Origin of the sequence: Neisseria viridiae (assembly GCF_962747995.1) — a bacterium.
Classification (GTDB): domain Bacteria; phylum Pseudomonadota; class Gammaproteobacteria; order Burkholderiales; family Neisseriaceae; genus Neisseria; species Neisseria viridiae.
Genome location: NZ_CAUJAJ010000005.1, coordinates 71440 through 95098, shown reverse-complemented (window position 1 = coordinate 95098; position 23659 = coordinate 71440). Strand labels below are relative to the sequence as shown.

Annotated in this window: 24 protein-coding genes, 1 tRNA gene and 2 pseudogenes; 20 read left to right on the top strand and 7 right to left on the bottom strand. The window is 51.0% G+C overall.

What is annotated here, in order from left to right:
• Positions 1–2 precede the first annotated feature (2 nt).
• Positions 3–335: a DNA/RNA non-specific endonuclease gene (locus Q9J79_RS04910; protein ID WP_301911166.1), complete on the bottom strand. Its 333-nt coding sequence runs from the start codon at positions 333–335 to the stop codon at positions 3–5.
• Between Q9J79_RS04910 and Q9J79_RS10445 the strand changes: the two are divergent.
• From Q9J79_RS10445 to Q9J79_RS04850, 11 genes and pseudogenes are all read left to right on the top strand, one after another.
• Positions 320–629: pseudogene (locus Q9J79_RS10445) on the top strand (DUF2061 domain-containing protein). The gene Q9J79_RS04910 and the pseudogene Q9J79_RS10445 overlap by 16 nt on opposite strands.
• Before the next feature lie 77 nt (positions 630–706).
• The gene (locus tag Q9J79_RS04895) at positions 707–1036 is read left to right on the top strand and encodes an FKBP-type peptidyl-prolyl cis-trans isomerase (protein ID WP_002240914.1); all 330 of its coding nucleotides are present in this window, start codon (positions 707–709) and stop codon (positions 1034–1036) included.
• A gap of 163 nt (positions 1037–1199) precedes the next feature.
• Positions 1200–2123 (top strand): UDP-3-O-acyl-N-acetylglucosamine deacetylase, encoded by a 924-nt coding sequence (lpxC, locus tag Q9J79_RS04890; RefSeq protein ID WP_301911165.1) that lies wholly within the window; start codon positions 1200–1202, stop codon positions 2121–2123.
• Between the two features lie 328 nt (positions 2124–2451).
• Positions 2452–2715, top strand: coding sequence for a hypothetical protein (locus tag Q9J79_RS04885; protein WP_301911164.1), 264 nt, complete (start codon positions 2452–2454; stop codon positions 2713–2715).
• Positions 2716–2794: 79 nt separating this feature from the next.
• Positions 2795–4243, top strand: a complete 1449-nt coding sequence (gnd, locus tag Q9J79_RS04880) for a decarboxylating NADP(+)-dependent phosphogluconate dehydrogenase (protein WP_301911163.1) — start codon at positions 2795–2797, stop codon at positions 4241–4243.
• Between the two features lie 62 nt (positions 4244–4305).
• Positions 4306–5577 carry a lipid IV(A) 3-deoxy-D-manno-octulosonic acid transferase gene (gene waaA, locus Q9J79_RS04875; RefSeq protein ID WP_301911162.1) on the top strand — a complete coding sequence of 424 codons (1272 nt, stop codon included), beginning with the start codon at positions 4306–4308 and terminating at the stop codon, positions 5575–5577.
• A 40-nt stretch (positions 5578–5617) separates the two neighbouring features.
• Positions 5618–6067 carry a CopD family copper resistance protein gene (locus Q9J79_RS04870; protein WP_025458123.1) on the top strand — a complete coding sequence of 150 codons (450 nt, stop codon included), beginning with the start codon at positions 5618–5620 and terminating at the stop codon, positions 6065–6067.
• 32 nt (positions 6068–6099) lie between these two features.
• Entirely contained in the window at positions 6100–7074 is a 975-nt protein-coding gene (locus Q9J79_RS04865; protein WP_301911161.1) for a TerC family protein, read from the top strand.
• 68 nt (positions 7075–7142) lie between these two features.
• Positions 7143–7218, top strand: a tRNA-Lys gene (locus Q9J79_RS04860).
• A gap of 220 nt (positions 7219–7438) precedes the next feature.
• The gene (gene murA, locus Q9J79_RS04855) at positions 7439–8692 is read left to right on the top strand and encodes a UDP-N-acetylglucosamine 1-carboxyvinyltransferase (protein ID WP_301911160.1); all 1254 of its coding nucleotides are present in this window, start codon (positions 7439–7441) and stop codon (positions 8690–8692) included.
• Positions 8693–8772: 80 nt separating this feature from the next.
• On the top strand, positions 8773–9951 hold the full coding sequence (locus Q9J79_RS04850; protein ID WP_301911159.1) for a phosphoglycerate kinase: 1179 nt from the start codon (positions 8773–8775) through the stop codon (positions 9949–9951).
• 66 nt (positions 9952–10017) lie between these two features.
• Here the strand turns inward: Q9J79_RS04850 and Q9J79_RS04845 are convergent, their stop codons facing one another.
• The 4 genes from Q9J79_RS04845 to Q9J79_RS04830 form a co-directional block, all read right to left on the bottom strand.
• On the bottom strand, positions 10018–10266 hold the full coding sequence (locus Q9J79_RS04845; protein ID WP_002247180.1) for a BolA family protein: 249 nt from the start codon (positions 10264–10266) through the stop codon (positions 10018–10020).
• A 91-nt stretch (positions 10267–10357) separates the two neighbouring features.
• Entirely contained in the window at positions 10358–11275 is a 918-nt protein-coding gene (ftsX, locus tag Q9J79_RS04840) for a permease-like cell division protein FtsX (protein WP_301911158.1), read from the bottom strand.
• Positions 11272–11922 (bottom strand): cell division ATP-binding protein FtsE, encoded by a 651-nt coding sequence (ftsE, locus tag Q9J79_RS04835; RefSeq protein ID WP_118793083.1) that lies wholly within the window; start codon positions 11920–11922, stop codon positions 11272–11274. Before ftsE ends, ftsX begins: the two co-directional genes overlap by 4 nt.
• Positions 11923–12116: 194 nt before the next feature.
• Complete coding sequence (locus tag Q9J79_RS04830) at positions 12117–12599, bottom strand: TlpA disulfide reductase family protein (RefSeq protein WP_301911157.1); 483 nt, start codon at positions 12597–12599, stop codon at positions 12117–12119.
• Between the two features lie 123 nt (positions 12600–12722).
• On the opposite strand from Q9J79_RS04830, the gene arsC reads away from it, so the two are divergent.
• The 5 genes and pseudogenes from arsC (at position 12723) to Q9J79_RS04805 (ending at position 16227) form a co-directional block, all read left to right on the top strand.
• Positions 12723–13076 carry an arsenate reductase (glutaredoxin) gene (gene arsC, locus Q9J79_RS04825; RefSeq protein WP_002242104.1) on the top strand — a complete coding sequence of 118 codons (354 nt, stop codon included), beginning with the start codon at positions 12723–12725 and terminating at the stop codon, positions 13074–13076.
• Positions 13073–13702, top strand: a pseudogene (locus tag Q9J79_RS04820) (YdcF family protein); the annotation flags it as partial. The gene arsC and the pseudogene Q9J79_RS04820, both read left to right, overlap by 4 nt.
• A gap of 219 nt (positions 13703–13921) precedes the next feature.
• The gene (gene gltX / locus Q9J79_RS04815) at positions 13922–15316 is read left to right on the top strand and encodes a glutamate--tRNA ligase (protein WP_301911156.1); all 1395 of its coding nucleotides are present in this window, start codon (positions 13922–13924) and stop codon (positions 15314–15316) included.
• A gap of 20 nt (positions 15317–15336) precedes the next feature.
• Positions 15337–15732, top strand: coding sequence for a coiled-coil domain-containing protein (locus tag Q9J79_RS04810; RefSeq protein WP_301669484.1), 396 nt, complete (start codon positions 15337–15339; stop codon positions 15730–15732).
• Between the two features lie 3 nt (positions 15733–15735).
• Positions 15736–16227 (top strand): GNAT family N-acetyltransferase, encoded by a 492-nt coding sequence (locus Q9J79_RS04805; RefSeq protein ID WP_301911155.1) that lies wholly within the window; start codon positions 15736–15738, stop codon positions 16225–16227.
• Between the two features lie 275 nt (positions 16228–16502).
• On the opposite strand, the gene mutS is transcribed toward Q9J79_RS04805, so the two are convergent.
• Complete coding sequence (gene mutS / locus Q9J79_RS04800; protein WP_301911154.1) at positions 16503–19097, bottom strand: DNA mismatch repair protein MutS; 2595 nt, start codon at positions 19095–19097, stop codon at positions 16503–16505.
• 443 nt (positions 19098–19540) lie between these two features.
• On the opposite strand from mutS, the gene gap reads away from it, so the two are divergent.
• The 4 genes from gap (at position 19541) to Q9J79_RS04780 (ending at position 22876) form a co-directional block, all read left to right on the top strand.
• On the top strand, positions 19541–20545 hold the full coding sequence (gene gap / locus Q9J79_RS04795) for a type I glyceraldehyde-3-phosphate dehydrogenase (protein WP_002236266.1): 1005 nt from the start codon (positions 19541–19543) through the stop codon (positions 20543–20545).
• 187 nt (positions 20546–20732) lie between these two features.
• A complete protein-coding gene (locus tag Q9J79_RS04790) occupies positions 20733–20939 on the top strand; it encodes a helix-turn-helix domain-containing protein (protein ID WP_025458134.1) in 207 nt (68 codons plus the stop codon).
• Positions 20940–20983: 44 nt separating this feature from the next.
• The gene (locus Q9J79_RS04785; RefSeq protein WP_196428241.1) at positions 20984–21874 is read left to right on the top strand and encodes a hypothetical protein; all 891 of its coding nucleotides are present in this window, start codon (positions 20984–20986) and stop codon (positions 21872–21874) included.
• A gap of 9 nt (positions 21875–21883) precedes the next feature.
• Positions 21884–22876 (top strand): DNA cytosine methyltransferase, encoded by a 993-nt coding sequence (locus Q9J79_RS04780; protein ID WP_301911153.1) that lies wholly within the window; start codon positions 21884–21886, stop codon positions 22874–22876.
• Positions 22877–22934: 58 nt separating this feature from the next.
• Here Q9J79_RS04780 and tsaA read toward each other — a convergent pair whose 3' ends face one another.
• A complete protein-coding gene (gene tsaA, locus Q9J79_RS04775; RefSeq protein ID WP_301911152.1) occupies positions 22935–23609 on the bottom strand; it encodes a tRNA (N6-threonylcarbamoyladenosine(37)-N6)-methyltransferase TrmO in 675 nt (224 codons plus the stop codon).
• Positions 23610–23659: the final 50 nt, after the last annotated feature.

Here is a 23659-nt window from a genome sequence, read left to right as displayed (position 1 = left end):
TTTTACTTTCCTGTGTTGTAAATCTTTTCAACTTTTTTAATGCCATCAATTTCATATTGAATAACAAAATGATCTGCCCTTAAACTATTTCCCTTGTATTGTGTATCAACATTTACCGTTACGCGTTTCTTTTCCATTAATGCATTTGCCCATTCATTTTCTAGAATTTTATAATTGCTTAAATTAACTCCGCTAAGCTGGGATACCAGATTATCCAACTTTGGAGCCCCGCCAAATCTATCTCCCGCCAAATGACCAGCATGATCACCACTGAGTTTTCCCGGAGTATTAGGGTTATGATGAAGCCTGTCGGAAAACCCTGACTTTTGCCGCACTGCATTTCAGCACCGCCTTCAGTGTAACCTATGTACTGACGGGCAGTATAGGCGTATCGGGGGCGGTCGCGCTGGTCGAGCCCCTAATCAACACCGTCGTTTTCTATAGTGGATTAACAAAAACCAGTACGTCGTTGCCTCGCCTTGCCGTACTATTTGTACTGTCTGCGGCTTCGTCGCCTTGTCCTGATTTTTGTTAATCCACTATATTTCCATGAAAAAGCATGGAACCTTTACGAAAAAAATAAAACAGTCCAACAAACACAGCCGTTTCAACTGCACCGGTGCGGCTGACGTTTGAGCGGTATTTGACTTCGACGGACGGTATGTTACCCTTGCCGTTTTGACCAACAAGCAACGAAAGGACAAATATGGGCAGCCTGATTATTGAGGATTTGCAGGAAGGCTTCGGAAAAGAGGCGGTAAAGGGTAAAGAAATCACCGTCCACTACACCGGCTGGCTGGAAAACGGCACCAAATTCGACTCCAGTCTCGACCGCCGCCAACCGCTGACCATCACGCTCGGCGTCGGACAAGTTATCAAAGGTTGGGACGAAGGCTTCGGCGGCATGAAGGAAGGCGGCAAACGCAAGCTGACCATCCCTTCGGAAATGGGTTACGGCGCACACGGTGCCGGCGGTGTGATTCCCCCGCACGCCACTTTGATATTTGAAGTCGAGCTGTTAAAAGTGTACGAATAAAGCTGCCTGACCCATGCCGTCTGAAACACAAACAAATCGTTTCAGACGGCATTTTGTTTTAAATAAAACATCCGTATTGGCAAATACTATTGAAAAACATAGCCTGTTTTTCCGGTTTTATCGTATCATTCCCCAACTTACCCCATTGATAAGGAAGCGGTTTATGCTGCAAAGAACTTTGGCGAAATCCATCAGTGTTACCGGAGTCGGCCTGCATTCCGGCGAACGGGTCGCACTGACCCTGCATCCCGCACCTGAAAACAGCGGGATTTCATTCCGCCGCACGGATTTGGACGGCGAGATGGGTGAACAAATCAAGCTGACCCCTTATTTAATCAACGATACCCGCCTTTCCTCCACCATCGTTACCGACAAAGGCGTGCGCGTCGGCACCATCGAACACATCATGTCCGCACTGTCTGCCTATGGTATCGACAATGCGCTGATTGAGCTGAACGCGCCCGAAATCCCGATTATGGACGGCTCCAGCCTGCCGTTTATTTACCTTTTGCAAGATGCAGGCGTGGTCGACCAAAAGGCGCAAAAGCGTTTTTTAAAAATCCTCAAACCCGTCGAAGTCAAAGAAGCGGGAAAATGGGTGCGCTTTACACCGTATGACGGATTTAAAGTTACCCTGACCATCGAATTCGACCATCCGGTTTTCAACCGCAGCTCGCCCACTTTTGAAATCGATTTCGCTGGCAAATCCTACATCGACGAAATCGCACGCGCGCGCACTTTCGGATTTATGCACGAAGTTGAAATGATGCGTGCCCACAATCTCGGCTTAGGCGGCAATTTGAACAACGCCATCGTGATTGACGACACGGATGTCCTGAATCCCGAAGGTTTGCGCTATCCCGACGAGTTTGTGCGCCACAAAATCCTTGATGCCATCGGCGATTTGTATATCGTCGGACACCCGATTGTCGGCGCGTTTGAAGGCTACAAATCAGGACACGCCATCAACAACGCCCTTTTGCGCTCAGTTTTGGCAGACGAAACGGCTTACGAATGGGTGGAATTTGCCGACAGCGATGATTTGCCCGACGCATTTCACGAGCTGAACATTAAAAAATGTGGATAACGCTCCCTTTTCCAAACAAATGCCGTCTGAATCGATAAAATACCCGCTTCAGACGGCATTTTTATATACGTATCCCCATCCGAAACTTTACTTATACACAACCCGCCCAAAGTTATCTTTTTGAAATATTACGAGATTTACCAGCAAATCTCATTTTCTCCACCACTTATACACAAATTCGGATGCACACCCTGCCAATATGCAGAAAAAAAGACATTCGAGCCGACACTTTCTTATCCCCACAAGTTCCAAACACACTTCCTGCTTAAATCTCCACAGCATTCCCGTTCTTAAAGGCACCGGCAGCCATTCGGTAAAGAAAAGCGGGATGTTATCTGCACAACAAGCAAACTATCCACAAAATCCATCCCCAATAAAAAACAATCCACAGGGATGCACAAAAGGAAAACCGCCTTACCGACACCCTTTAAAAACAGCAATCCCGATGATTTTAAAAATAAAAAAAAGTTACCCACAGAAAACTTCCCATATCAATATAATCATCGTTTTATTATTTAAATTTTATATTTTATTTATAACCCTTCAGCAAAACGGTACAGCAAAGCGTAAAGGCATCTTTTCAAAAAATTAAAAAGTTAAGGATTGTTAAACAAGTGTAAATCGGGTAGAGTTGCGGTCGATAAATTAAATCTATAACGGAGCTTCCTGCAATGAAAGGCGATATTGGCGTAATCGGGTTGGCGGTTATGGGGCAAAACCTGATTCTGAATATGAACGATTGCGGATTTAAGGTGGTTGCCTACAACCGGACAACCAATAAAGTGGACGAGTTTTTAAACGGCGCGGCAAAAGGGACGGGTATTATCGGTGCGTACTCCCTGCAAGACTTGGTTGATAAGCTGGCAAAACCAAGAAAAATCATGATGATGGTTCGTGCAGGTTCGGTGGTTGACGACTTTATCGGACAACTGCTTCCGCTGTTGGAAGAAGGCGACATCATTATCGACGGCGGCAATGCCAATTACCCCGACACGACACGGCGGACACATTACCTTGCTGAAAAAGGGATTTTGTTTGTCGGCGCGGGCGTGTCCGGCGGCGAGGAAGGCGCGCGGCGCGGTCCGTCCATCATGCCGGGCGGGGATAAGCGCGCTTGGGAAGCCGTCAAACCGATTTTCCAAGCGATTGCCGCCAAAACGCCGCAGGGCGAACCGTGTTGCGACTGGGTCGGCAAGGACGGCGCGGGACATTTTGTCAAAATGGTGCACAACGGCATCGAATACGGCGATATGCAGTTGATTTGCGAGGCTTACCAGTTTATGAAAGACGGTTTGGGGCTGTCCTATGACGAAATGCACCGCGTGTTTGCCGAGTGGAACAAAACCGAGCTGGATTCTTATCTGATTGAAATCACTGCGGCAATTTTGGGCTATAAAGACGAAGGCGGCGAACCGCTGGTCGAGAAAATCCTCGATACGGCAGGGCAAAAAGGCACGGGCAAGTGGACGGGCATCAATGCCTTGGATTTGGGCATTCCGCTGACGCTGATTTCCGAAGCGGTATTCGCCCGTTGCGTTTCTTCGTTCAAAGAACAGCGCGTACAGACCGGCAAGCTGTTCGCCCGAACCGTTACGCCCGTCGAAGGCGGCAAACAAGAATGGGTCGAGGCGTTGAGACAGGCCTTGCTTGCATCCAAAATCATTTCCTACGCACAAGGCTTTATGCTGATCCGCGAAGCGGGCGAAAGCTACGGCTGGGATTTGGACTACGGCAACACTGCGCTGCTGTGGCGCGAAGGTTGCATCATCCGCAGCGCGTTTTTGGGCAATATCCGCGACGCGTATGAAAACAATCCCGATTTGGTGTTCTTGGGGACGGATCCGTATTTCAAAAATATTCTGGAAAACTGCCTGCCAGCGTGGCGCAAGGTGGTTGCCAAGGCGGTCGAATGCGGCATCCCTATGCCCTGCACGGCATCCGCCATCACGTTCTTGGACGGCTACACGACCGAACGTCTGCCTGCCAACCTATTGCAGGCACAGCGCGACTACTTCGGCGCGCACACTTACGAGCGCACCGACAAACCGCGCGGCGAGTTTTTCCATACCAACTGGACGGGCAAGGGCGGAGATACCGCTTCGACAACCTACGATATTTGATTCCGTTGCCGAAATGCCGTCTGAACGGTTCAGACGGCATTTGTTTTGCAGGAAATAGAAAGATGTTCCAATGGCTTTATGATGTATTGTGGCTGTTTGCGCCGATATGGATACGGCGTTATTTGGACAAACGCTCCGGAAGTGCCCCGGCATATCGGGCGCATCGGGGCGAGCGTTTCGGCAAGCCGTATCCGAATCCCGTTACCGGCGCGGTTTGGATACACGCCGTTTCGGTCGGGGAAACGCGTGCCGCCCAACCTTTGATACGCGAGTTGCGGCAGCGTTTTCCCGATGCGCCGCTGCTGATGACGCAGATGACCCCGACGGGACGGGAAACCGCGCAAGTTCTGTTTCCCGATGCGCAATGCCGCTATCTTCCGTATGACAAAAAAACGTGGGTGCGGCAGTTTTTGCACGAACACCGCCCGATGTTCGGCATTTTGATGGAAACCGAAATCTGGCCCAATCTGATGAAGGAATGCCGGCGCGCGGGGGTGCCGCTGTTTTTGGCGAATGCGCGGCTGTCGGAAAAATCGCTGAACGGTTATCTGAAAGTCCGCCGCCTAATCCGTCCTGCAGCCGCTTCGCTGACGGGCTGTCTGGCGCAGACGGAGGCGGATGCGGCGCGGTTGGCGGAATTGGGCGCGGCATCCGTGCAGGTGTGCGGCAATACCAAATACGACCTGATGCCGTCTGAACAGATGAAAACGCTGGCGGGGCAGTTTGAAAAACGAATCGGAGGCCGGCAGGTTGCCGTGTGCGGCAGCACGCGCGTTTATCGGGGCGAAGACGAGGCGGAAAAACTGCTGGCGGCGTGGCGACAATATCGCGGCGATGCCCTGCTGGTCGTTGTGCCGCGCCATCCCGAGCATTTTCAGACGGCATTTGAAACGGCAAAACGCTTCGGGTTTAAAGTCCAATGCCGCAGCGACGGTTTGCCGGTCGAGCCCGATACGCAGGTGTGGATAGGCGACAGTATGGGCGAGCTGTATGCGTATTACCTGTGCGCCGATGTCGCTTTTGTCGGCGGCAGTCTGGTCGATTCGGGCTGTCAGAACATCATCGAACCGCTTTCCTGCGGCGTTCCGACGATATTCGGCTTTTCGACCTACAATTTTTCCGAAGCCTGCCGGCACGCCTTGGCATCGGGTGCGGCGGTTCAAGTCGAGTCGGCGGACGCGTGGCGGGAAGCCGTTGAAAAAACCTTATCGGACGAGGGGGGCGTAATGCGGATGCAGGCGCGCGTGGACGGCTTTATCGCACAACATCGCGGAGCGGGCGCGAGAATCGCCGACGCGGTACGGGAAGCGGTATGCGGACATCGGGGGCGATAGTGATACAATCCGTATCCGAGTTTTCCGGTTGGAGCATCGTATGAGTATTTATGCCGTCGCGCACATCGTCCATCTGTATTGCGCCATTGCCTTTGTCGGCGGCGTGTTTTTTGAAGTGCTGGTTTTGTCCGTCCTGCACACGGGACGGGTGTCGCGCGAGGCGCGGCGCGAAGTGGAAAAGGCAATGTCTTACCGCGCCGTCAGGGTGATGCCGTTTGTGGTCGGACTGCTGTTCGCCAGTGGCATCGTGATGGCGGCAAACCGCTACCTTCCTATATTGGGCGAACCGTTTGCCACTTCCTTCGGCACGATGCTGACGCTGAAAATCCTGTTGGCGTTCAGCGTGTTGGCGCATTTCGCCATCGCCGTCGTCAAAATGGCGCGTTCCACACTGACGGTCGGCTGGTCGAAATACATACACGCCGTCGTCTTTACCCATATGCTGCTGATTGTCTTTTTGGCAAAAGCGATGTTTTATATCAGCTGGTAACACAACTACATTTCAAATCAGGAGATTGAACCATGACAGAATATCCCGGTATCGGGTCGCCGTTGTTTTACGGCGTTTTTTTTGCGGCAGTGCTGGTCATGATTGCCTTGGATATGTTTTCGCTGAAGAAAAACGGCAGCCATAAAGTCGGTGTCAAAGAAGCCTTGGCATGGAGCGGCTTGTGGGTTGCCGTATCCTGCCTGTTCGCGGGCTGGCTGTACTTCGAACTCGCCGGCAATCCCGACTACGGCGCGGCAGTCGCAAAAGAAAAAGTATTGGAATTCTTTACCGGCTACATTTTGGAAAAATCGTTGGCAGTCGACAATATTTTCGTGTTCCTGATGATATTCGGCTACTTCAAAGTCGCACCGCAGTTTCAGCACCGCGTGCTGCTGTACGGCGTATTGGGCGCATTGGTATTGCGCACCGTCATGATTTTCGTCGGCGCGGCACTGGTTCGGCAGTTCGAGTGGATTCTGTATCTGTTCGGCGCGTTCCTGCTCTATACCGGCATACACATGATGAAGCCCGAAGGCGATGAGGAAGAGGATTTGGCAAACAGCAGGCTGCTGAATGCCGTCAAGAAAGTCGTTCCGGTCGGCACGGAGTTTCACGGCGAGAAATTTTTTACCGTCGAAAACGGCAAAAAAATCGCCACGCCGCTGTTTTTGGTGCTGGTCATGATTGAATTGAGCGATGTCGTGTTTGCCGTGGACAGCATTCCCGCCGTCTTTGCCGTTACCACCGATCCGTTTATCGTGCTGACTTCCAATATTTTCGCGATTCTGGGTTTGAGGGCGATGTATTTCCTTCTGGCAGATATCGCGGAACGTTTTGTATTCCTGAAATATGGATTAGCATTTGTTTTGAGTTTCATCGGTCTGAAAATGCTGATGATGCATTGGGTGCACATCCCGATTTCCATTTCGCTGTCGGTTGTGTTCGGCGCGTTGGGTGCATCGATACTGACCTCGTTAATTTATACGAAAAAACAGCCTGATAAATAAAATGCCGTCTGAACGCCGATAAAATGGTTGACAGCATCAGGCTTGATGTATAGAATTTCGGGCTTATCGGGTCGTTAGCTCAGTCGGTAGAGCAGCGGACTTTTAATCCGTTGGTCGAGCGTTCGAATCGCTCACGACCCACCAGATAAAACAAAAAAAAGCTGAGTTTTCAAAACTCGGCTTTTTTTGTCTTCCGACAATCCTTGTTCGGAAAGCGCGGCATTTCGTCAAATTCTTTGGTGCGGCTTCCGTATTTTTCCCGAAAATCCCTTATAATTCCGCCTCTGCAACCTTCATCGGGTGATGCTTTATGCGTTGTCCCGAGTATTGAAATATTACAAGTACCCACCAGGAAAGAACAAACGTGGACAAACTGAAAATCTCCGCAAACGGCCCGCTCAACGGGGAAATAACGGTCTCGGGCGCGAAAAATGCGGCATTGCCGCTGATGTGCGCGGGTTTGCTGACATCGGGTACGCTGCGCCTGAAAAACGTGCCTATGCTGGCAGATGTGAAAACCACGCAAAAGCTGCTTCAGGGCATGGGCGCGCGCGTCCTGACCGACAATATCAGCGAATTTGAAATCAACGGCGGTACGGTAAACAATACCTGCGCCCCTTACGAGTTGGTCCGGACGATGCGCGCTTCGATTTTGGTACTCGGCCCGACGCTGGCGCGTTTCGGCGAGGCGCAAGTCAGCCTGCCGGGCGGCTGCGCCATCGGTTCGCGCCCCGTCGATCAGCATTTGAAAGGCTTGGAGGCAATGGGGGCGGAAATCGTCATCGAACACGGTTACGTCAAAGCCAAGGGCAAACTCAAAGGCACGCGTGTGGCGATGGATGTCGTTACCGTCGGCGGTACGGAAAATCTGCTGATGGCGGCTACTCTGGCCGAGGGTACGACGGTTTTGGAAAACTGCGCCATCGAGCCTGAAGTGGTCGATTTGGCGGAATGCCTGGTCAAAATGGGCGCGAAAATCAGCGGCATCGGAACATCGACCATGATCGTGGAAGGTGTGGGCGAGCTGCACGGCTGCGAACACAGCGTCGTCCCCGACCGGATTGAAGCGGGGACGTTCCTGTGCGCGGTGGCGATAACCGGCGGCAGGGTGGTTTTGCGGAATGCCGCCCCGAAAACGATGGAAGTGGTGTTGGACAAACTGGTCGAGGCAGGTGCGGTGATTGAAGCGGGCGACGATTGGATCGCCATCGATATGCGGCAGCGTCCGAAGGCGGTGGACATCCGCACGGTCGTCCACCCCGGCTTCCCCACGGATATGCAGGCGCAGTTTATGGCATTGAATGCCGTGGCGGAGGGAAGCTGCCGTGTGGTGGAAACGATTTTTGAAAACCGCTTTATGCACGTCCCCGAGTTGAACCGGATGGGGGCGAACATTACAACCGAGGGCAATACGGCATTTGTGCAGGGTGTGGGACAGCTTTCCGGCGCGGTCGTCAAGGCGACGGATTTGCGCGCGTCCGCAAGCCTCGTTATCGCCGGTTTGGCGGCGCGCGGCGAAACCGTGGTCGAACAGATTTACCACTTGGATCGCGGTTATGAAAATATTGAAAAAAAACTCGGCAGCGTCGGCGCGAAAATCGAGCGCGTATCCGGCTGATCGGGTTGCGATGCCGTCTGAAGGCTTCAGACGGCATCAATTGTTTCTGTATCGCAAACACTGATTGAAAAGGACTGATTATGGCATTTTTAAAACTGACCGAACAAAACGTGCAGGGCAAAACCGTCCTCATCCGCGCCGATATGAACGTGCCGTTCAAAGACGGCAAAATCAGCGACGACACCCGTATCCGCGCCTCGCTCGCGTCCGTCAAATACTGCTTGGACAACGGCGCGTCCGTTATCGTGATGACCCACTTGGGCCGACCGACCGAAGGCGAGTTCCACCCCGAAGACGACGTCGCGCCCGTTGCCGCGCACTTGGGCAGCCTGTTGGGCAAAGACGTGAAAGTATTGAACGACTGGCGTGAAAACAAACCCGCCCTGAACGCGGGCGATGTCGTTATGCTGCAAAACGTGCGCATCAACAAGGGCGAGAAGAAAAACGATTTGGAACTGGGCAAAGCCTATGCCGCCTTGTGCGACGTGTTCGTCAACGACGCGTTCGGCACCGCGCACCGCGCCCAAGCTTCGACCGAAGCCGTTGCCCAAGCCGCGCCCGTTGCCTGCGCCGGCGTATTGATGGCGGGCGAACTCGACGCTTTGGGCAAAGCCCTGAAACAGCCCGCGCGCCCGATGGTGGCGATTGTTGCCGGCAGCAAAGTGTCCACCAAGCTGACCATTCTCGAATCGCTGGCGGACAAAGTCGACCAACTCATCGTCGGCGGCGGCATCGCCAACACCTTCCTGTTGGCGGAAGGCAAAGCCATCGGTAAATCTTTGGCGGAACACGATTTGGTGGAAGAATCCAAAAAAATTATGGCGAAAATGGCGGCCAAAGGCGGCTCCGTACCGCTGCCGACCGATGTCGTCGTTGCCAAAGCCTTTGCCGCCGATGCCGAAGCGGTCGTGAAAGACATTGCCGACGTTGCCGAAGACGACATGATTCTGGACATCGGTCCGAAATCCGCCGCCGCGCTTGCTGAGTTGCTCAAAGCCGCAGGCACGGTGGTGTGGAACGGCCCGGTCGGCGTGTTCGAGTTTGACCAATTCGCAGGCGGCACGAAAGCCCTTGCCGAAGCCATTGCCCAAAGTAAAGCGTTCTCGATTGCGGGCGGCGGCGACACGCTGGCGGCGATTGCCAAATTCGGCGTTACCGGTCAAATCGGCTATATTTCTACCGGAGGCGGCGCGTTCTTGGAGTTCTTGGAAGGCAAAGAGTTGCCCGCCGTAGCCGCTTTGGAAAAACGCGGCGCGTAAGCGGTTTGAGATAAAAAATGCCGTCTGAAACGTTGTGCTGTTTCAGACGGCATTTTTGTGTGGCGTTTATTGTGCTTTGGCTGCCCATTCCGCCGGTGTGGCGGCTACCGAAATGGAAAGTGCGTGCAGTTCGTTACTTTCCAGTTGGGCTTTAAGCCCGTCTTTAATCAGGCGGTGGCGCGCGAGGCGTGCCTTGCCTTCAAATTCTGATGAAACGATGACGGCGAAAAAATGGTGTCCGTCGCCTTCTACTTCGATGTGTTCGCATTTTGCCACGCCTGCAATCAGGGCTTTGACTTGTTCGGGTGTCAGCATAGTGGGGAGTCCTTATTGGGAAAATGCGCCATTATACTGGCAAATCGAAATGCCGTCTGAAACGGCTTCAGACGGCATTTTTGACGGTGTTTTATTTTTTGGCCTTGAAGCCGAGCAGGTGCTGGGTGGTGGCAAGCCACGCGCCGAATACGCCCAACGCGATGACGAAGCCGAACACCAGCGAAACTTCGCTGAAATGGAAGAAACGCCAGCCGATATTGAGACCGTAGGGTTTGAAGATGGCATCGACCAACGGACGCACGGCGGAAAGCAACCAGCCGCACAGTCCCAAGCTGACGGCGGCGGAGAAGATGCTCTGCCACATGGCTTGGTAAAGGAAAGGGCGGCGGATAAACGATGCGGGCGCACCGAGCAGCTTGGTGATTTCGATTTCTTCTTTGCGGCTGAGGATTTGCAGGCGGATGGTGTTGTGTGCGACAAGGACGAACGCCATCCCCAGCGTCAGTGAAAGAAACCATAAAATTTTACGGATGAATTCGTTGATTTGGTACAGTGTCTGTACCCATTCCGTATCCATGTTGGCGGATTCGACCATAGGCAGTTTGGTAATGTCCCGGTAGATTGCCTGCATTTGGTCGGGCGTGGTTGCCGGGTCGGGGGTAACGATAAAGACATCCGGCAGGGGGTTGCCGTCAAGCATGGAAATCAGATTTTGGTCGAGATTGGACTGTAATTCTTCCAGACCGTCTTCTTTGCTGATAAAGCGGATGTTGTCGAGCCGTTTGTCGCGAGTCAGCAGGCTGCGCACGGTCTCGCTGTCGCTTTGTGCGGCGGAGGTTTCCATATAGATTGTGATTTGCGGCGACTCGTTGAGTTTGCCCAACACGCTTTGCCCGCTTTGGATGCCCAGATACATAAACAGCGGCAGGGTCATGGCGACGGCAAGCATCATGAGGGTAAGCAGTGTGCCGAAGGGTTGGCGCAGAAGCTGCTTGAGTGCGGTGCGCGCGGATTCGACGTGCAGCGAGAGATAGTGGATGATGCTCATGCGAGTCGTCCTTTCGAGAGGCGCAGGATGCGGTGTCCGTAGTCCGCCATCAGGGTTTCGTCATGTGCGGCGACGATGACGGTTGTTCCTGCTTCGTGGAAGGTTTTGAACAATTCCATAATATCGAGCGCGTAGGCGCGGTCGAGGTTGGCGGATGGTTCGTCGGCAATCAGCAGGCCGGGCTGGTGGACGACGGCGCGGGCGATGCACAGCCTCTGCTGTTCGCCGCCGGAGAGGGTTACCGGGTCGTCCAATTCTCGACCTTTCAAGCCGACTTTTTCGATGGCGATGCGGGCGCGTTCTTCGGCTTTGCGCGGCGGATAGCCGATAATCCGCAGGGGCAGGATGACGTTTTGCAGGACGTTGCGGTCATAGAGGATTTTGTGGTCTTGGAACACGATGCCGATGTGTTGGCGCATAAAGCCGATTTGGTTGTCGGACAATGTGCCGAGGTCCTGCCCGTTAAACAGGACTTTTCCCCTGCTCGGCTTGGTGATGCCAGAAATCAGCTTGAGGACGGTGGATTTGCCCGAACCGGAGTGTCCCGCGATAAATATCATTTCGCCTTTTTTGATTTGGAAGCTGACGTTTTTCAGGGCTTCAAAACCGCCGGGATAGGTTTTGGAAACTTGTTCGAAACGGATCATAGGAGGTCCTGTAAGGAAGGGCGGCATATCGTTTCGGGCGGTTGCGTCCGCAGGGATATGCCGTCTGAACAATAGGTAAGACAGTGCCGATTATAAAGATTCCGCCTGTTTTTAGATAGTGGATAAGTTTGGCGGATACCGAAGGTCGGGCGGGAAAAATGCCGTCTGAAGCGGCTTCAGACGGCATCCGGCGTTTAACGGCATTTTGAACGGGCGAGTTTGACGGCTTCGGTCAGGCTTTTTTCGTTTGCCTCCCCTGTAATGGTCTGCCTGTATCCGCATTTCGGTGCTTCGACGACGGTAAAGGGCAGTACGCCAATATTGTTTCCGTAGGATTTCATAAAGTTTCGGCTGTTCGCCCCGGTGTAACGCCAAATCGGGTAGGAAACAGGGGTTTGTTTGAGGAATTTGCCGATATTGTCGGATGTGTCGAGCGCGATGCCGACCATATCGACGCTGCCTTTTTTCTGCGCCTTGTACCATTTGGACATGGCGGGCATCTCTTTTCGGCACGGGCCGCACCAAGTCGCCCAAAGGTTGACGATGCGTACGGGGGCTTTGAGCGATTGCAGGTTTTGCGGGGTGCTGTCTTTCCAGCCGGCAAGCTCGTCTGCCGAGGCGGTATGTGCGGCAAATGTGGCGGCAAGGGCGATTGCGGCAAGATTCAAGTGTTTCATCGTTTTGTCCTTTGTATGTCGATTCGGGTATTGTAAACCGTTTGGTACGGTTGGAGGCGGGGTATTGAGTAAAACCCTGCGTAAGCCGATAATAAGGGGATTGTCGAGAAGTAAGGAAATGTCATGTCTGAAATCAAAATTTTCCACAATCCGCGTTGCAGCAAATCGCGTGCCGCCTTGTCCCTATTGGAAGAACGCGGCATTGCTGCCGAAGTGGTCAAATATTTGGATACGCCGCCCGACTTGTCCGAATTGAAGGATATTTTCAACAAATTGGGCTTGGCATCGGCGCGTGGGATGATGCGTGTGAAAGATGATTTGTACAAGGAATTGGGTTTGGACAACCCTGATTTGGACAATGACGCGCTGCTGCGTGCCATCGCCGATCATCCCGCCCTGTTGGAGCGTCCGATTGTTTTGGCGAACGGTAAGGCGGCTGTCGGCAGACCGCTGGAAAATATCGAAGCGGTATTGTGAACAAACGGCTGTTTTGCAGCCGCAACGGCTTGCGCTATTACCTGTTGGGCGGTTTCTGTTTGAGTGTTTTTCCACTTTTGCTGGTGTTTGCCTCATCCGTTTGGGCGGTTTATCGGACGGGCGGGCAGGTTTTGCCGCCGTATGTCCGGGCGGATGCCGCGCTGGTGTTGGGGGCTGCCGCGTGGGACAAACGCCCCTCCCCGGTTTTTCGCGAACGCATCAACCACGCCATTGCGCTTTATCAGGGCCACAGGGTTGGTAAAATCGTGTTTACGGGAGGCCGGACCAAAAAAGGCTATATGACCGAAGCCGAGGTCGGGCGGCGGTACGCGCTCAAACAGGGGGTTCCGGCGCGCAACATCCTGTTTGAAAACACTTCGCGCAACACTTATGAAAACCTGAACAACATTCGTCCGGTTTTGCGTGCCAACGGTATTGCCAGCGTGGTGATTGTCAGCGATCCCTACCATTTGGCGCGGGCGGCGGAAATGGCGGAGGATTTGGGTGTCCGCGTTTATATGTCTGCCACGCCGACCACGCGGTTTGATGCGGGAAATAAGAAAAAAATCTTTATGCTGCAAGAGGGATATGCGTTATCCCTCTACCGTTTGGAAAAATGGGGGGCGGGATTTTTTCAATTGGCTGTTTCATTGAACCTTTTTTCGGACGCAATCCCGAAGGAATCCGGTCGGCGGCGCGCGATACACTGTTCCGCGTACCGAAGCACTGAAAACAAGGAAAATGCCGTCTGAAACTTATCCGCAGGCAGGGTTCAGACGGCATTTTTGATGCCCAAGCACGGTAAAACCAGTAAAATAAACGCTTTCAAAGATTCTGGAGCCATCATGACCGTCAAAACACGTTTCGCCCCCAGCCCCACCGGCTACCTGCACATCGGCGGCGTTCGCACCGCCTTGTTTTCGTGGGCGTTTGCCCGCCATCATAAAGGCGAGTTCCTATTGCGTATCGAAGACACCGACTTGGCGCGCTCTACTGCCGAATCCGTCAACATCATCCTCGACGGCATGAAATGGGTCGGCCTGGACTACGACAATGCCGACAACGTCGTTTACCAAACCCGCCGTTTCGACCGCTACAAAGAAGTCATTGCCGAACTTTTAGAAAAAGGCCATGCCTACTACTGTTATTGCAGCAAAGAAGAGCTGGAAGCCATGCGCGAGAAAGCCGAAAAAGAAGGCACGGCGACTTACGACCGCCGTTGGCGTCCGGAAGAAGGCAAAACCCTGCCCGAAATCCCTGCCGACGTGCAACCCGTCGTCCGCTTCAAAACGCCTTTGGACGGCGTGACCAAATGGACGGACTTGGTCAAAGGCGAAATCTCCATCCCCAACGAAGCACTCGACGACCTGATTATCGCCCGCGCCGACGGCACGCCGACCTACAACTTCTGCGTTGTCGTGGATGACTACGACATGGGCGTTACCCACGTTATCCGCGGCGATGACCATGTGAACAACACCCCAAAACAAATCAACATCTTAAAAGCCATCGGCGCAAACCTGCCCGAATACGGGCACCTGCCGATGATTCTCAACGAACAAGGCAAAAAAATCTCCAAACGCAGCGGCGATACCGTTGCCATTACCGATTTCGGCGCGATGGGCATCCTGCCCGAAGCCATGCTCAACTATCTGGCGCGTTTGGGCTGGGCGCACGGCGACGACGAATTCTTTACGATGAAACAATTCATCGAATGGTTTGATTTGAAAGACGTTTCCCCGTCTCCAAGCCGTATGGACTTGAAAAAGCTTTACTGGATTAACGGCGAACATATCAAAATCACCGCCAACGAAAAACTGGCCGAAATGGTGAAACCGCGCCTCGCCCTGCGCGATATCCATGAAACAAGCAAGCCCGCTTTGGAAGACGTGTTGGCATTGGTCAAAGACCGCGCCCAAGACCTGAACACGCTTGCCGACGAGTGCCTCTACTTCTACGTCAAACAAACGCCTGCCGAAGCAGACGTGCAGAAACACTGGGACGACGAAGCAGTCGCCCGTATGCTGCGCTTTGCCGAACGCCTCGAAGGGCTGGAAGACTGGAACGCCGAAGCCATCCACGACTTGTTCAAACCCTTCTGTGACGAAGAAGGCATCAAAATGGGCAAACTCGGTATGCCCCTGCGCCTCGCCGTCTGCGGTACGGCGAAAACCCCGAGCGTCGATGCCGTGTTGGCATTAATCGGCAAAGAGGAAGTGTTGAAACGCATCCGCGCTTAAGTTATCCACAGGTGCGGGCAATGCCGTTTGATGTCGGAATGCGGCTTCAGACGGCATTTAAACGGAAGTTGAACATGAAAAAAATATTGTATTTTCTGATGTTTGTTTTTTCTACAGGCGTATGGGCGGGGGATGCGGAAGACAATCTGCTCAGCATCCAATCCGGCTATCGTGCCTTACTGCAAAAACAAAACAATTTGGACGGAAAAATCATCGGGATGCAGTCGGATTTGGAAGATGCGCGCCGGCGGTTGCAGACGGCGCAGGCGGATATTACCCGTTTGGAAGCGGAAATTCCTGCTGCAATGGCGCAAAAAGCCCGGCAGGCTGAAGAGCTGAGGCAAATCGGAGTGCGTTTGGACCATGCTTGGAATGCGGTTTACGGTGCGGGGGGAACAAAGGCGTCGGGGAATTGACCGATGAATTCTCTCTTTGTGGACAATACTGTTTCCATCACACGGCTGAAAGCCGGGCATATCGGCAGGTTGGTTCAGGCGTTGTTTGAGGAGTGGCACGGATTTGAACCGTGGTTTTCTGTGGATAAGATTCGTGCCTATTACGGCAGGTGTTTGAAGGATGACGAACTGCCGCTGGCTTTTGCGGCTGTGGATGATTCCGGAATCCTGTTGGGTTCGGCTGCGGTCAAGCGGCATGATATGGAAAGTTTTCCACAGTATGAATATTGGTTGGGCGATGTCTTTGTTTTACCTGAATATCGCGGAAAAGGCATTGGCAGGAGGCTGGTCGCCCACTGCATAGGCGCGGCTCGTTCGCTGGGGATAAAATTCTTGTATCTTTATACGCCTGATGTGCAAATATTTTATGAATCATTCGGCTGGGCGGTTGTCGGGCGACATTTCCATAACGGGGAATGGGTTACGGTTATGCGTTTGGATGTGGATAAGGTTTAAGCCGAATGGACAGATGCCGTCTGAGCTGTTCAGACGGCATTTTTATGTTTGGAAACTTCCTGTCAGATATAGTGGATTAACAAAAACCGGTACGGCGTTGTCTTGCCTTAGCTCAAAGAGAACGATTCTCTAAGGTGCTGAAGCACCAAGTGAATCGCTTCCGTACTATTTGTACTGTCTGCGGCTTCGTCGCCTTGTCCTGATTTTTGTTAATCCACTATAAAGTTTATCCACAGATTTTTCCATATGGTTTGATGCTGTTCCGCCAACGGAAATTAAGATACGGATTTGCACAAATCTTTCAGACGGTACAGTTCTGACAATGCTTCGCGCGGGGTCAGGCTGTCGGGATCGAGGTTTTCCAGGGCTGCTGCCAATATACCTTCAAAATGTTTTTCCTCTGCTTTGTCCACAAAGCTGCCCACATTCGGTTCATCTCCTTTTTCAGACGGCATGGTACTGAAAATATCCAGTTGGGGCCGGTTTGCGGCGGCTTGGTTTTCCAGTCCGTTCAAATGCTTTTGGGCGGATTTCAATGCGCGTACAGGCAGGCCGGCGAGTTTGGCGACGGCGATGCCGTAGCTTTTTCCGGCGGGCCCTGGTTGGATTTGGTGCAGGAACACGATGTCCTGTCCCTGTTCGAGCGCGGAAAGGTGCATATTGACGGCGGCGGAGTGGGCTTCGGTCAGGTAGGTCAGCTCGAAATAGTGGGTGGCAAACAGGCTGAAGGATTTGTTTTTTTGCAGCAGGTGTTCGGCAACGGCGTGCGCGATGGCGAGACCGTCGAAAGTGGAAGTACCACGTCCGACTTCGTCCATTAAAACAAGGCTTTGTTCGGTGGCGTGATGCAGGATGTAGGCGGTTTCGCTCATTTCGACCATGAAGGTGGAGCGGTTGGAGGCGAGGTCGTCCGATGCGCCGATGCGGGTGAAGATTTGATCGACAGGCCCGATTGTGGCGGCATCGGCAGGCACGAAACAGCCGGTGTGTGCCAATAAAACAATCAGCGCGACTTGGCGCATGTAGGTGGATTTGCCGCCCATATTGGGGCCGGTGAGCAGCATGAGGCGGTGTTTGTGGTCAAGGTTGGTGTGGTTGGCGGTGAAGTGGCGTACCTGCTGTTCGACAACGGGATGGCGGCCGTTTTCGATGTGGATAACCGGATAGTCGGCAAACTCGGGGCGGACGAAGTTCCGCTCTTTTGCCAAGGCTGAAAATGTGGACAACACGTCCAACGCGGCGGCGGCTTTGGCGGCTTTTTGAAGCTGCGGCAATGCCGTCTGAAGGTTTTTCAATACGCCGTCAAAGAGTTGTTTTTCTAAGGCGAGGGCTTGGTCTTGGGCAGTCAGCACTTTGTCTTCAAAGGCTTTCAGTTCCGGCGTGATGAAGCGTTCGGCGTTTTTGAGGGTTTGCCGGCGTTGGTAGTCGGCAGGTGCTTGTTCGGCTTGGGTTTTGGACAATTCAATGTAAAAGCCGTGAACGCGGTTGAACTCGACTTTGAGTGTGGACAAACCGGTACGTTCGCGTTCCTTGGCTTCCAAATCCAGCAAAAATTCGTCGCCATGGTTTTGAATGCGGCGCAATTCGTCCAGTTCGGGATGAAAACCGTGGTTGATGACATTGCCGTCTTTCAGCCAGACGGAAGGTTCGGGCAAAATGGCTTGGCGGAGCTGTTCGGCTGTGGATAGGTTTTCCGGGAAAACGGCTTTGAGGGTTTCCAACAGGCTGCTGCCGTTTGCGGACAAGTCGATTTCGGACAGGGCAAACAGGCTGTCGCGCAGGGCGGCGAGGTCGCGCGGGCGGGCGTTGCCCACGGCGATGCGGGCGGCGATGCGTTCGATGTCGGCAATGCTTTTCAGACGGCACTGGAGGGGTTCGTATTGGCTTTCCAGCGCGGCAACGGCTTCTTGGCGCGCTCGGATGTGGGCGCGGTTGCGTAAAGGGTGGTGCAGCCACAATGCCAACAGGCGGCTGCCCATATGGGTGGCGCAGCCGTCTAGTATGGAAAACAGGGTCGGCGATTTTTTGCCGGAGAGGGTTTGCGTGATTTCGAGGTTGCGGCGCGTGGCGGCATCCATGCCGATATATTGGCTGTCGGTTTCGAGCGACAGGCCGTCCAAGTGTTGCGGCATCAGGTTTTGCGTCAGGCGGATATAGTTCAACAGCGCGCCCGCCGCGCCAATCGCAACGGCGTGTTCTTTGCTGTCCAAACCGAAGCCGCGCAAATCCTGGCAGCCGAAATATTCCGTCAGCAGTTTTTCCCCTGCGTCGGCGGCAAACTGCCACGCGTTCAGGCGTGTAACACCCGATGCCGTCTGAAGTTGCAGCGCGTTTTTACTGTCCGGCAGCAGGATTTCCGCCGCCTGCAGGCGCGCCAGTTCGTCGTCCAATTTATCCACAGTTGTCAGCTTGGTTTTGAATTCGCCGCTTTGCAGCGATGCCCACGCCAAACCGATGTATTTTTTGTCGGGAGACACGGCAACGATGCGGTTGGTTTCCTTGTCTTCCAGCAATGCGGAATCGGTCAGCGTGCCGGGCGTTACGATGCGCACGACTTTGCGTTCCACCGGGCCTTTGCCCGCGCCGACTTCGCCGACCTGTTCGCAAATCGCCACGCTTTTGCCCATCTTCACCAACCGCTCCAGATACTGTTCCGCCGCGTGAAACGGCACGCCCGCCATTTTAATCGGCACGCCGTCCATCTGCCCGCGCGTGGTCAGGGTAATGTCCAGCAGCTTTGCCGCTTCCACTGCGTCATCCAAAAACAGCTCGTAAAAATCGCCCATGCGGTAAAACACCAGTTTGTCGGCATGTTGCGCTTTGATGGCGAGATACTGCTGCATCATCGGGGAAACAGAGGGTTTGGACATGGGGCTGCCTTATCATTAGGAAAACGGTATTGTAGCAAAAGGTTTTGTCTTCGACGGAATGAGACTGACCGTAAGCCTGTCAATAAAGTTGTGGAGACAAATAGGAAAACAGCAAAGTTATCCACAAGAATATTATTAAATCAAAAAACATCCACGCTTATCTGTCTTATACGGCAAGCCTTAAACTCAAATTTATTTGACAAAAAGTTAATGAAAATATTGGATATTTGCTACTTATATACAAGCAGGTCGGCAATCATCAAAATCATCATTAGAATTTTAAATTCAAATATTGATAATAAAAGTTTTGGAAATCTGTAAAAACAGCAAAATTCATCTATATCAAATAAGCGTCAAGTAGTTGGGTGTAATAGTGGAATGTAACTTTATTTCAGAATACAATACAGGCATTGAAATTTCGTTTCATAGCTTGGAGTATAAACATGAGCATTAAAGTAGCGATTAACGGTTTCGGCCGTATCGGCCGCCTCGCATTGCGTCAAATTGAAAAAGCCCACGGCATCGAAGTTGTCGCCGTTAACGACCTGACCCCTGCCGAAATGCTGCTGCACCTTTTCAAATACGACAGCACACAAGGCCGTTTCCAAGGTACTGCCGAATTAAAAGACGATGCCATCGTAGTAAATGGTAAAGAAATCAAAGTTTTCGCCAATCCGAATCCCGAAGAATTGCCTTGGGGCGAGTTGGGTGTGGATGTCGTCCTCGAATGTACCGGCTTCTTTACCAATAAAACCAAAGCCGAAGCACACATCCGTGCCGGCGCACGCAAAGTCGTGATTTCCGCACCCGGCGGCAATGATGTGAAAACCGTCGTATATGGCGTAAACCAAGACATTTTGGACGGCAGCGAAACCGTCATTTCCGCCGCTTCCTGCACCACCAACTGCCTTGCCCCGATGGCGGCAGTCCTGCAAAAGGAATTCGGCGTAGTCGAAGGCCTGATGACCACCATCCACGCCTACACCGGCGACCAAAACACCCTTGACGCGCCGCACCGCAAAGGCGATTTGCGCCGCGCCCGCGCCGCCGCGCTCAACATCGTGCCCAACAGCACCGGCGCCGCCAAAGCCATCGGTCTGGTTATCCCCGAATTGAACGGCAAACTCGACGGCTCCGCCCAACGCGTCCCTGTTGCCACCGGCTCGCTGACCGAATTGGTTTCCGTCCTCGAACGCCCTGTAACCAAAGAAGAAATCAACGCCGCGATGAAAGCCGCCGCCAGCGAATCTTACGGCTACAACGAAGATCAAATTGTTTCTTCCGACGTTGTCGGCATCGAATACGGTTCGCTCTTTGATGCAACCCAAACCCGCGTGATGACCGTGGGCGGCAAACAACTGGTGAAAACCGTTGCCTGGTACGACAACGAAATGTCCTACACCTGCCAACTCGTCCGCACTTTGGAATACTTCGCAGGCAAAATTTAAAGGATTTCGGATTGGGTAAACCAGTCTGTGGATAAGTTAAGAAAAAAGGTCGTCTGAAAACCTAGATTTAGGTTTTCAGACGACCTTTTTTCTTATTGACTAAGTAATCATTGCAATATTTTGTTACTTATAGTCCGTTGCTTTATATGTAACAAAAAGGATAATTGTTTTGAATTCGGAGGTTGAAATGGTACTAGAAAAAATTGGAGCAAGAATTCGAGAATTGCGTAAGGCTCAGAATCTAAGCCAAGAAAAATTTGCTTTGAAGGCTGAAATTGATAGGACTTATCTTGCAGGCATTGAACAAGGAAAAAGAAATGTATCCATGAAAAATATGGAAAAAATCATTAATGCTTTAGGAATTACATTTCATCAATTTTTTGAAGATATATAAATTTGTAGAGTATAAGTAACAATCAATATAAAATGGAGAAATTAATGGCTAGTTTTATTCAGGCAGAAAGAGATATTCAATCTTATTTTGAAATTGGTCAGGCAGTTTGTTTCAACGGTCAATCATGGTGTGTACAGAACGTAGGTAAACCTACTTGCGGAAACGGCGAACCTAAAACGGATATTTATATTTTATTAAAAAGTGAATCATCTGAAGAAATAAGAGAAATTAAAATTTCATACAAGAAAAGTAATGCTGATTTTGTAGAAAATAAAATTAAAGCAGACCGAGCTGAAATGATTTTTGGAAATAATTGGGCAAAAATTATTCAAAGTTCAACAACAAATATTCGTAGGAAATTTTTAGATAAAAATCTAATTTTTAAAAAAAGCAAGGGTAGGACAGACAATGGATCTATTACGCTTGGTTGGAAGTTTGAACTTGTTAATAAATTAAACGGGGAATTATCAGATAAAGTAGATTTAACTACTGAACAATTATTAGATATTTACGTAGGTAATAATCTAGATGAAGAAAAGAAAAATGCGAGTGTAAATGGGGTAATTATTCCAAACTCTGGTGTTGCGAATTATATTCTGATAGGAGACGAATTTTCGTCTACTGAAGAAATACTGGATAAAATTGTTTCATTAGATGAATATGTTAGGAATAATCCTAATATTTATTTTGCCTGTAAAGCACTTAATTATCGAAGTTTCGAAGATAAATTTGATGGAGATAGACCACTTGCAGTTCAAGTAAAATGGGAAGTTGTTAATGGAAAACTGACTCATGAATTGATTTTTGATAAACCATTTCAATGTAATGGGAATAAAGTTGCGAAACAATTAAAACAATGCCTAATTAACTTAGGTGTTCAAAATACAGATGATTTAAATGATAAAAACACGCAAGATTGTAATATTTTTCAATGAAAGGAACAGATGAAGATAATTAGTTTATTTAGCGGTTGTGGTGGTTTAGATTTAGGTTTTGAAAAAGCAGGATTTGAAGTGCCTGTTGCAAACGAATATGATAAAACTATTTGGTCAACATTTAAGGCTAATCATCCTAAAACACATTTAATTGAAGGCGATATACGTAGTATTAAGGAAGAAGATTTTCCTGATGAAATCGATGGTATTATCGGAGGTCCTCCTTGTCAGTCATGGTCGGAAGCAGGGGCTTTGCGAGGTATTGATGATGAGCGGGGTCAATTGTTTTTCGACTATATCCGTATTTTGAAAAGTAAGCAGCCTAAGTTCTTTTTAGCTGAGAACGTTAGCGGTATGCTTGCAAACCGCCATAATGAAGCGGTACAAAATTTACTGAAAATGTTTGATGAATGTGGGTACGATGTAAGCCTGACTATGGTAAATGCCAAAGATTATGGTGTGGCTCAAGAACGTAAGAGAGTCTTCTATATTGGTTTTCGTAAAGATTTGAAAATCAAATTCTCATTTCCAACAGGTTCGACAGTTAAAGATGAAGATAAGATAACATTGAAGGATACTATTTGGGATTTACAAGATACAGCCGTTCCTGCGGCTTTTCAAAATAAAGCTAATCCTAATGCTATTAATAACAACGAATATTTTATAGGTAGTTTTTCCCCAATTTTTATGAGCAGGAACCGTGTGAAAGCATGGCATGAACAAGCATTTACAGTTCAGGCTTCGGGGCGGCAATGCCAGCTTCATCCACAAGCTCCAAAAATGGAGAAACATGGACTAAATGACTACCGTTTTGTAGTTGGAAAAGAAGCTCTTTATCGTAGGATGACTGTGCGTGAAGTAGCGAGGGTTCAAGGCTTTCCTGATGATTTTAAATTTATCTATCAAAATATTAATGATGCGTACAAAATGATAGGTAATGCTGTACCTGTTAATTTAGCTTATGAGATTGCGGTAGCAATCAAAAAAGAGTTGATAATTTAAAAAAGGTCGTCTGAAAATTTTTCAGACGACCTTTTTTAATAGAATTGTGAATAAAATTTCACACAAAACTTATCCCAATAACCGTCGCGCGGCTTCCTTTGATTTGAAACCTAACTTCGTAATCCGCAATATTCATCACATAAATCCGTTCGGGAATATCCTGATAGGCGGGGCGCGGGTCTTGGGCAATGCTTTGGCTGATAAGGTTTTTGGTGTTTGCAGATAAATTTTCCGCGCCGATGTTTTCCTGCCAAACGACTTCCAACTCTACGGGTTTGCCGCTGACGAAACCGGATGCGGCATCGGGTTTGGATTCGACAAAGGGGATGTAGGGTTTGATGTCCACAATCGGCGTACCGTCCAGCAGGTCTGCACCGCTGCAATAGAGGCGGACGGGTTTGTCGGTTTCGACGCGTTCGAGTTTCAGGAGCGAGAGTCCGAGATGGTTGGGACGGTGGGGGCTGCGCGTGGCGAATACGCCCATTTTTTGTTTGCCGCCGAGCCGTGGCGGGCGCACCATTTGCGCCCAGCTTTCATTCAATACGCCGTGGAAGATAAAACTTATCCACACATAATCGAAATCTTCCAGCCCGCGCACGCTGTCTGCGGTAAATTCGGGATTCAGCTCGATGCAGGCTTCTGCGGCGGAGACCAAACCGGGCTGGCGGGCGATGCCGAATTTCTGTTTGTAGGGCGAGCGGGCGGTGCCGATGGGGGTAAGGGTATAAGTCATAAGATTGTGGATAAGTTTTTTGGAAAAACCTTATCTTATCACAGCCGGTT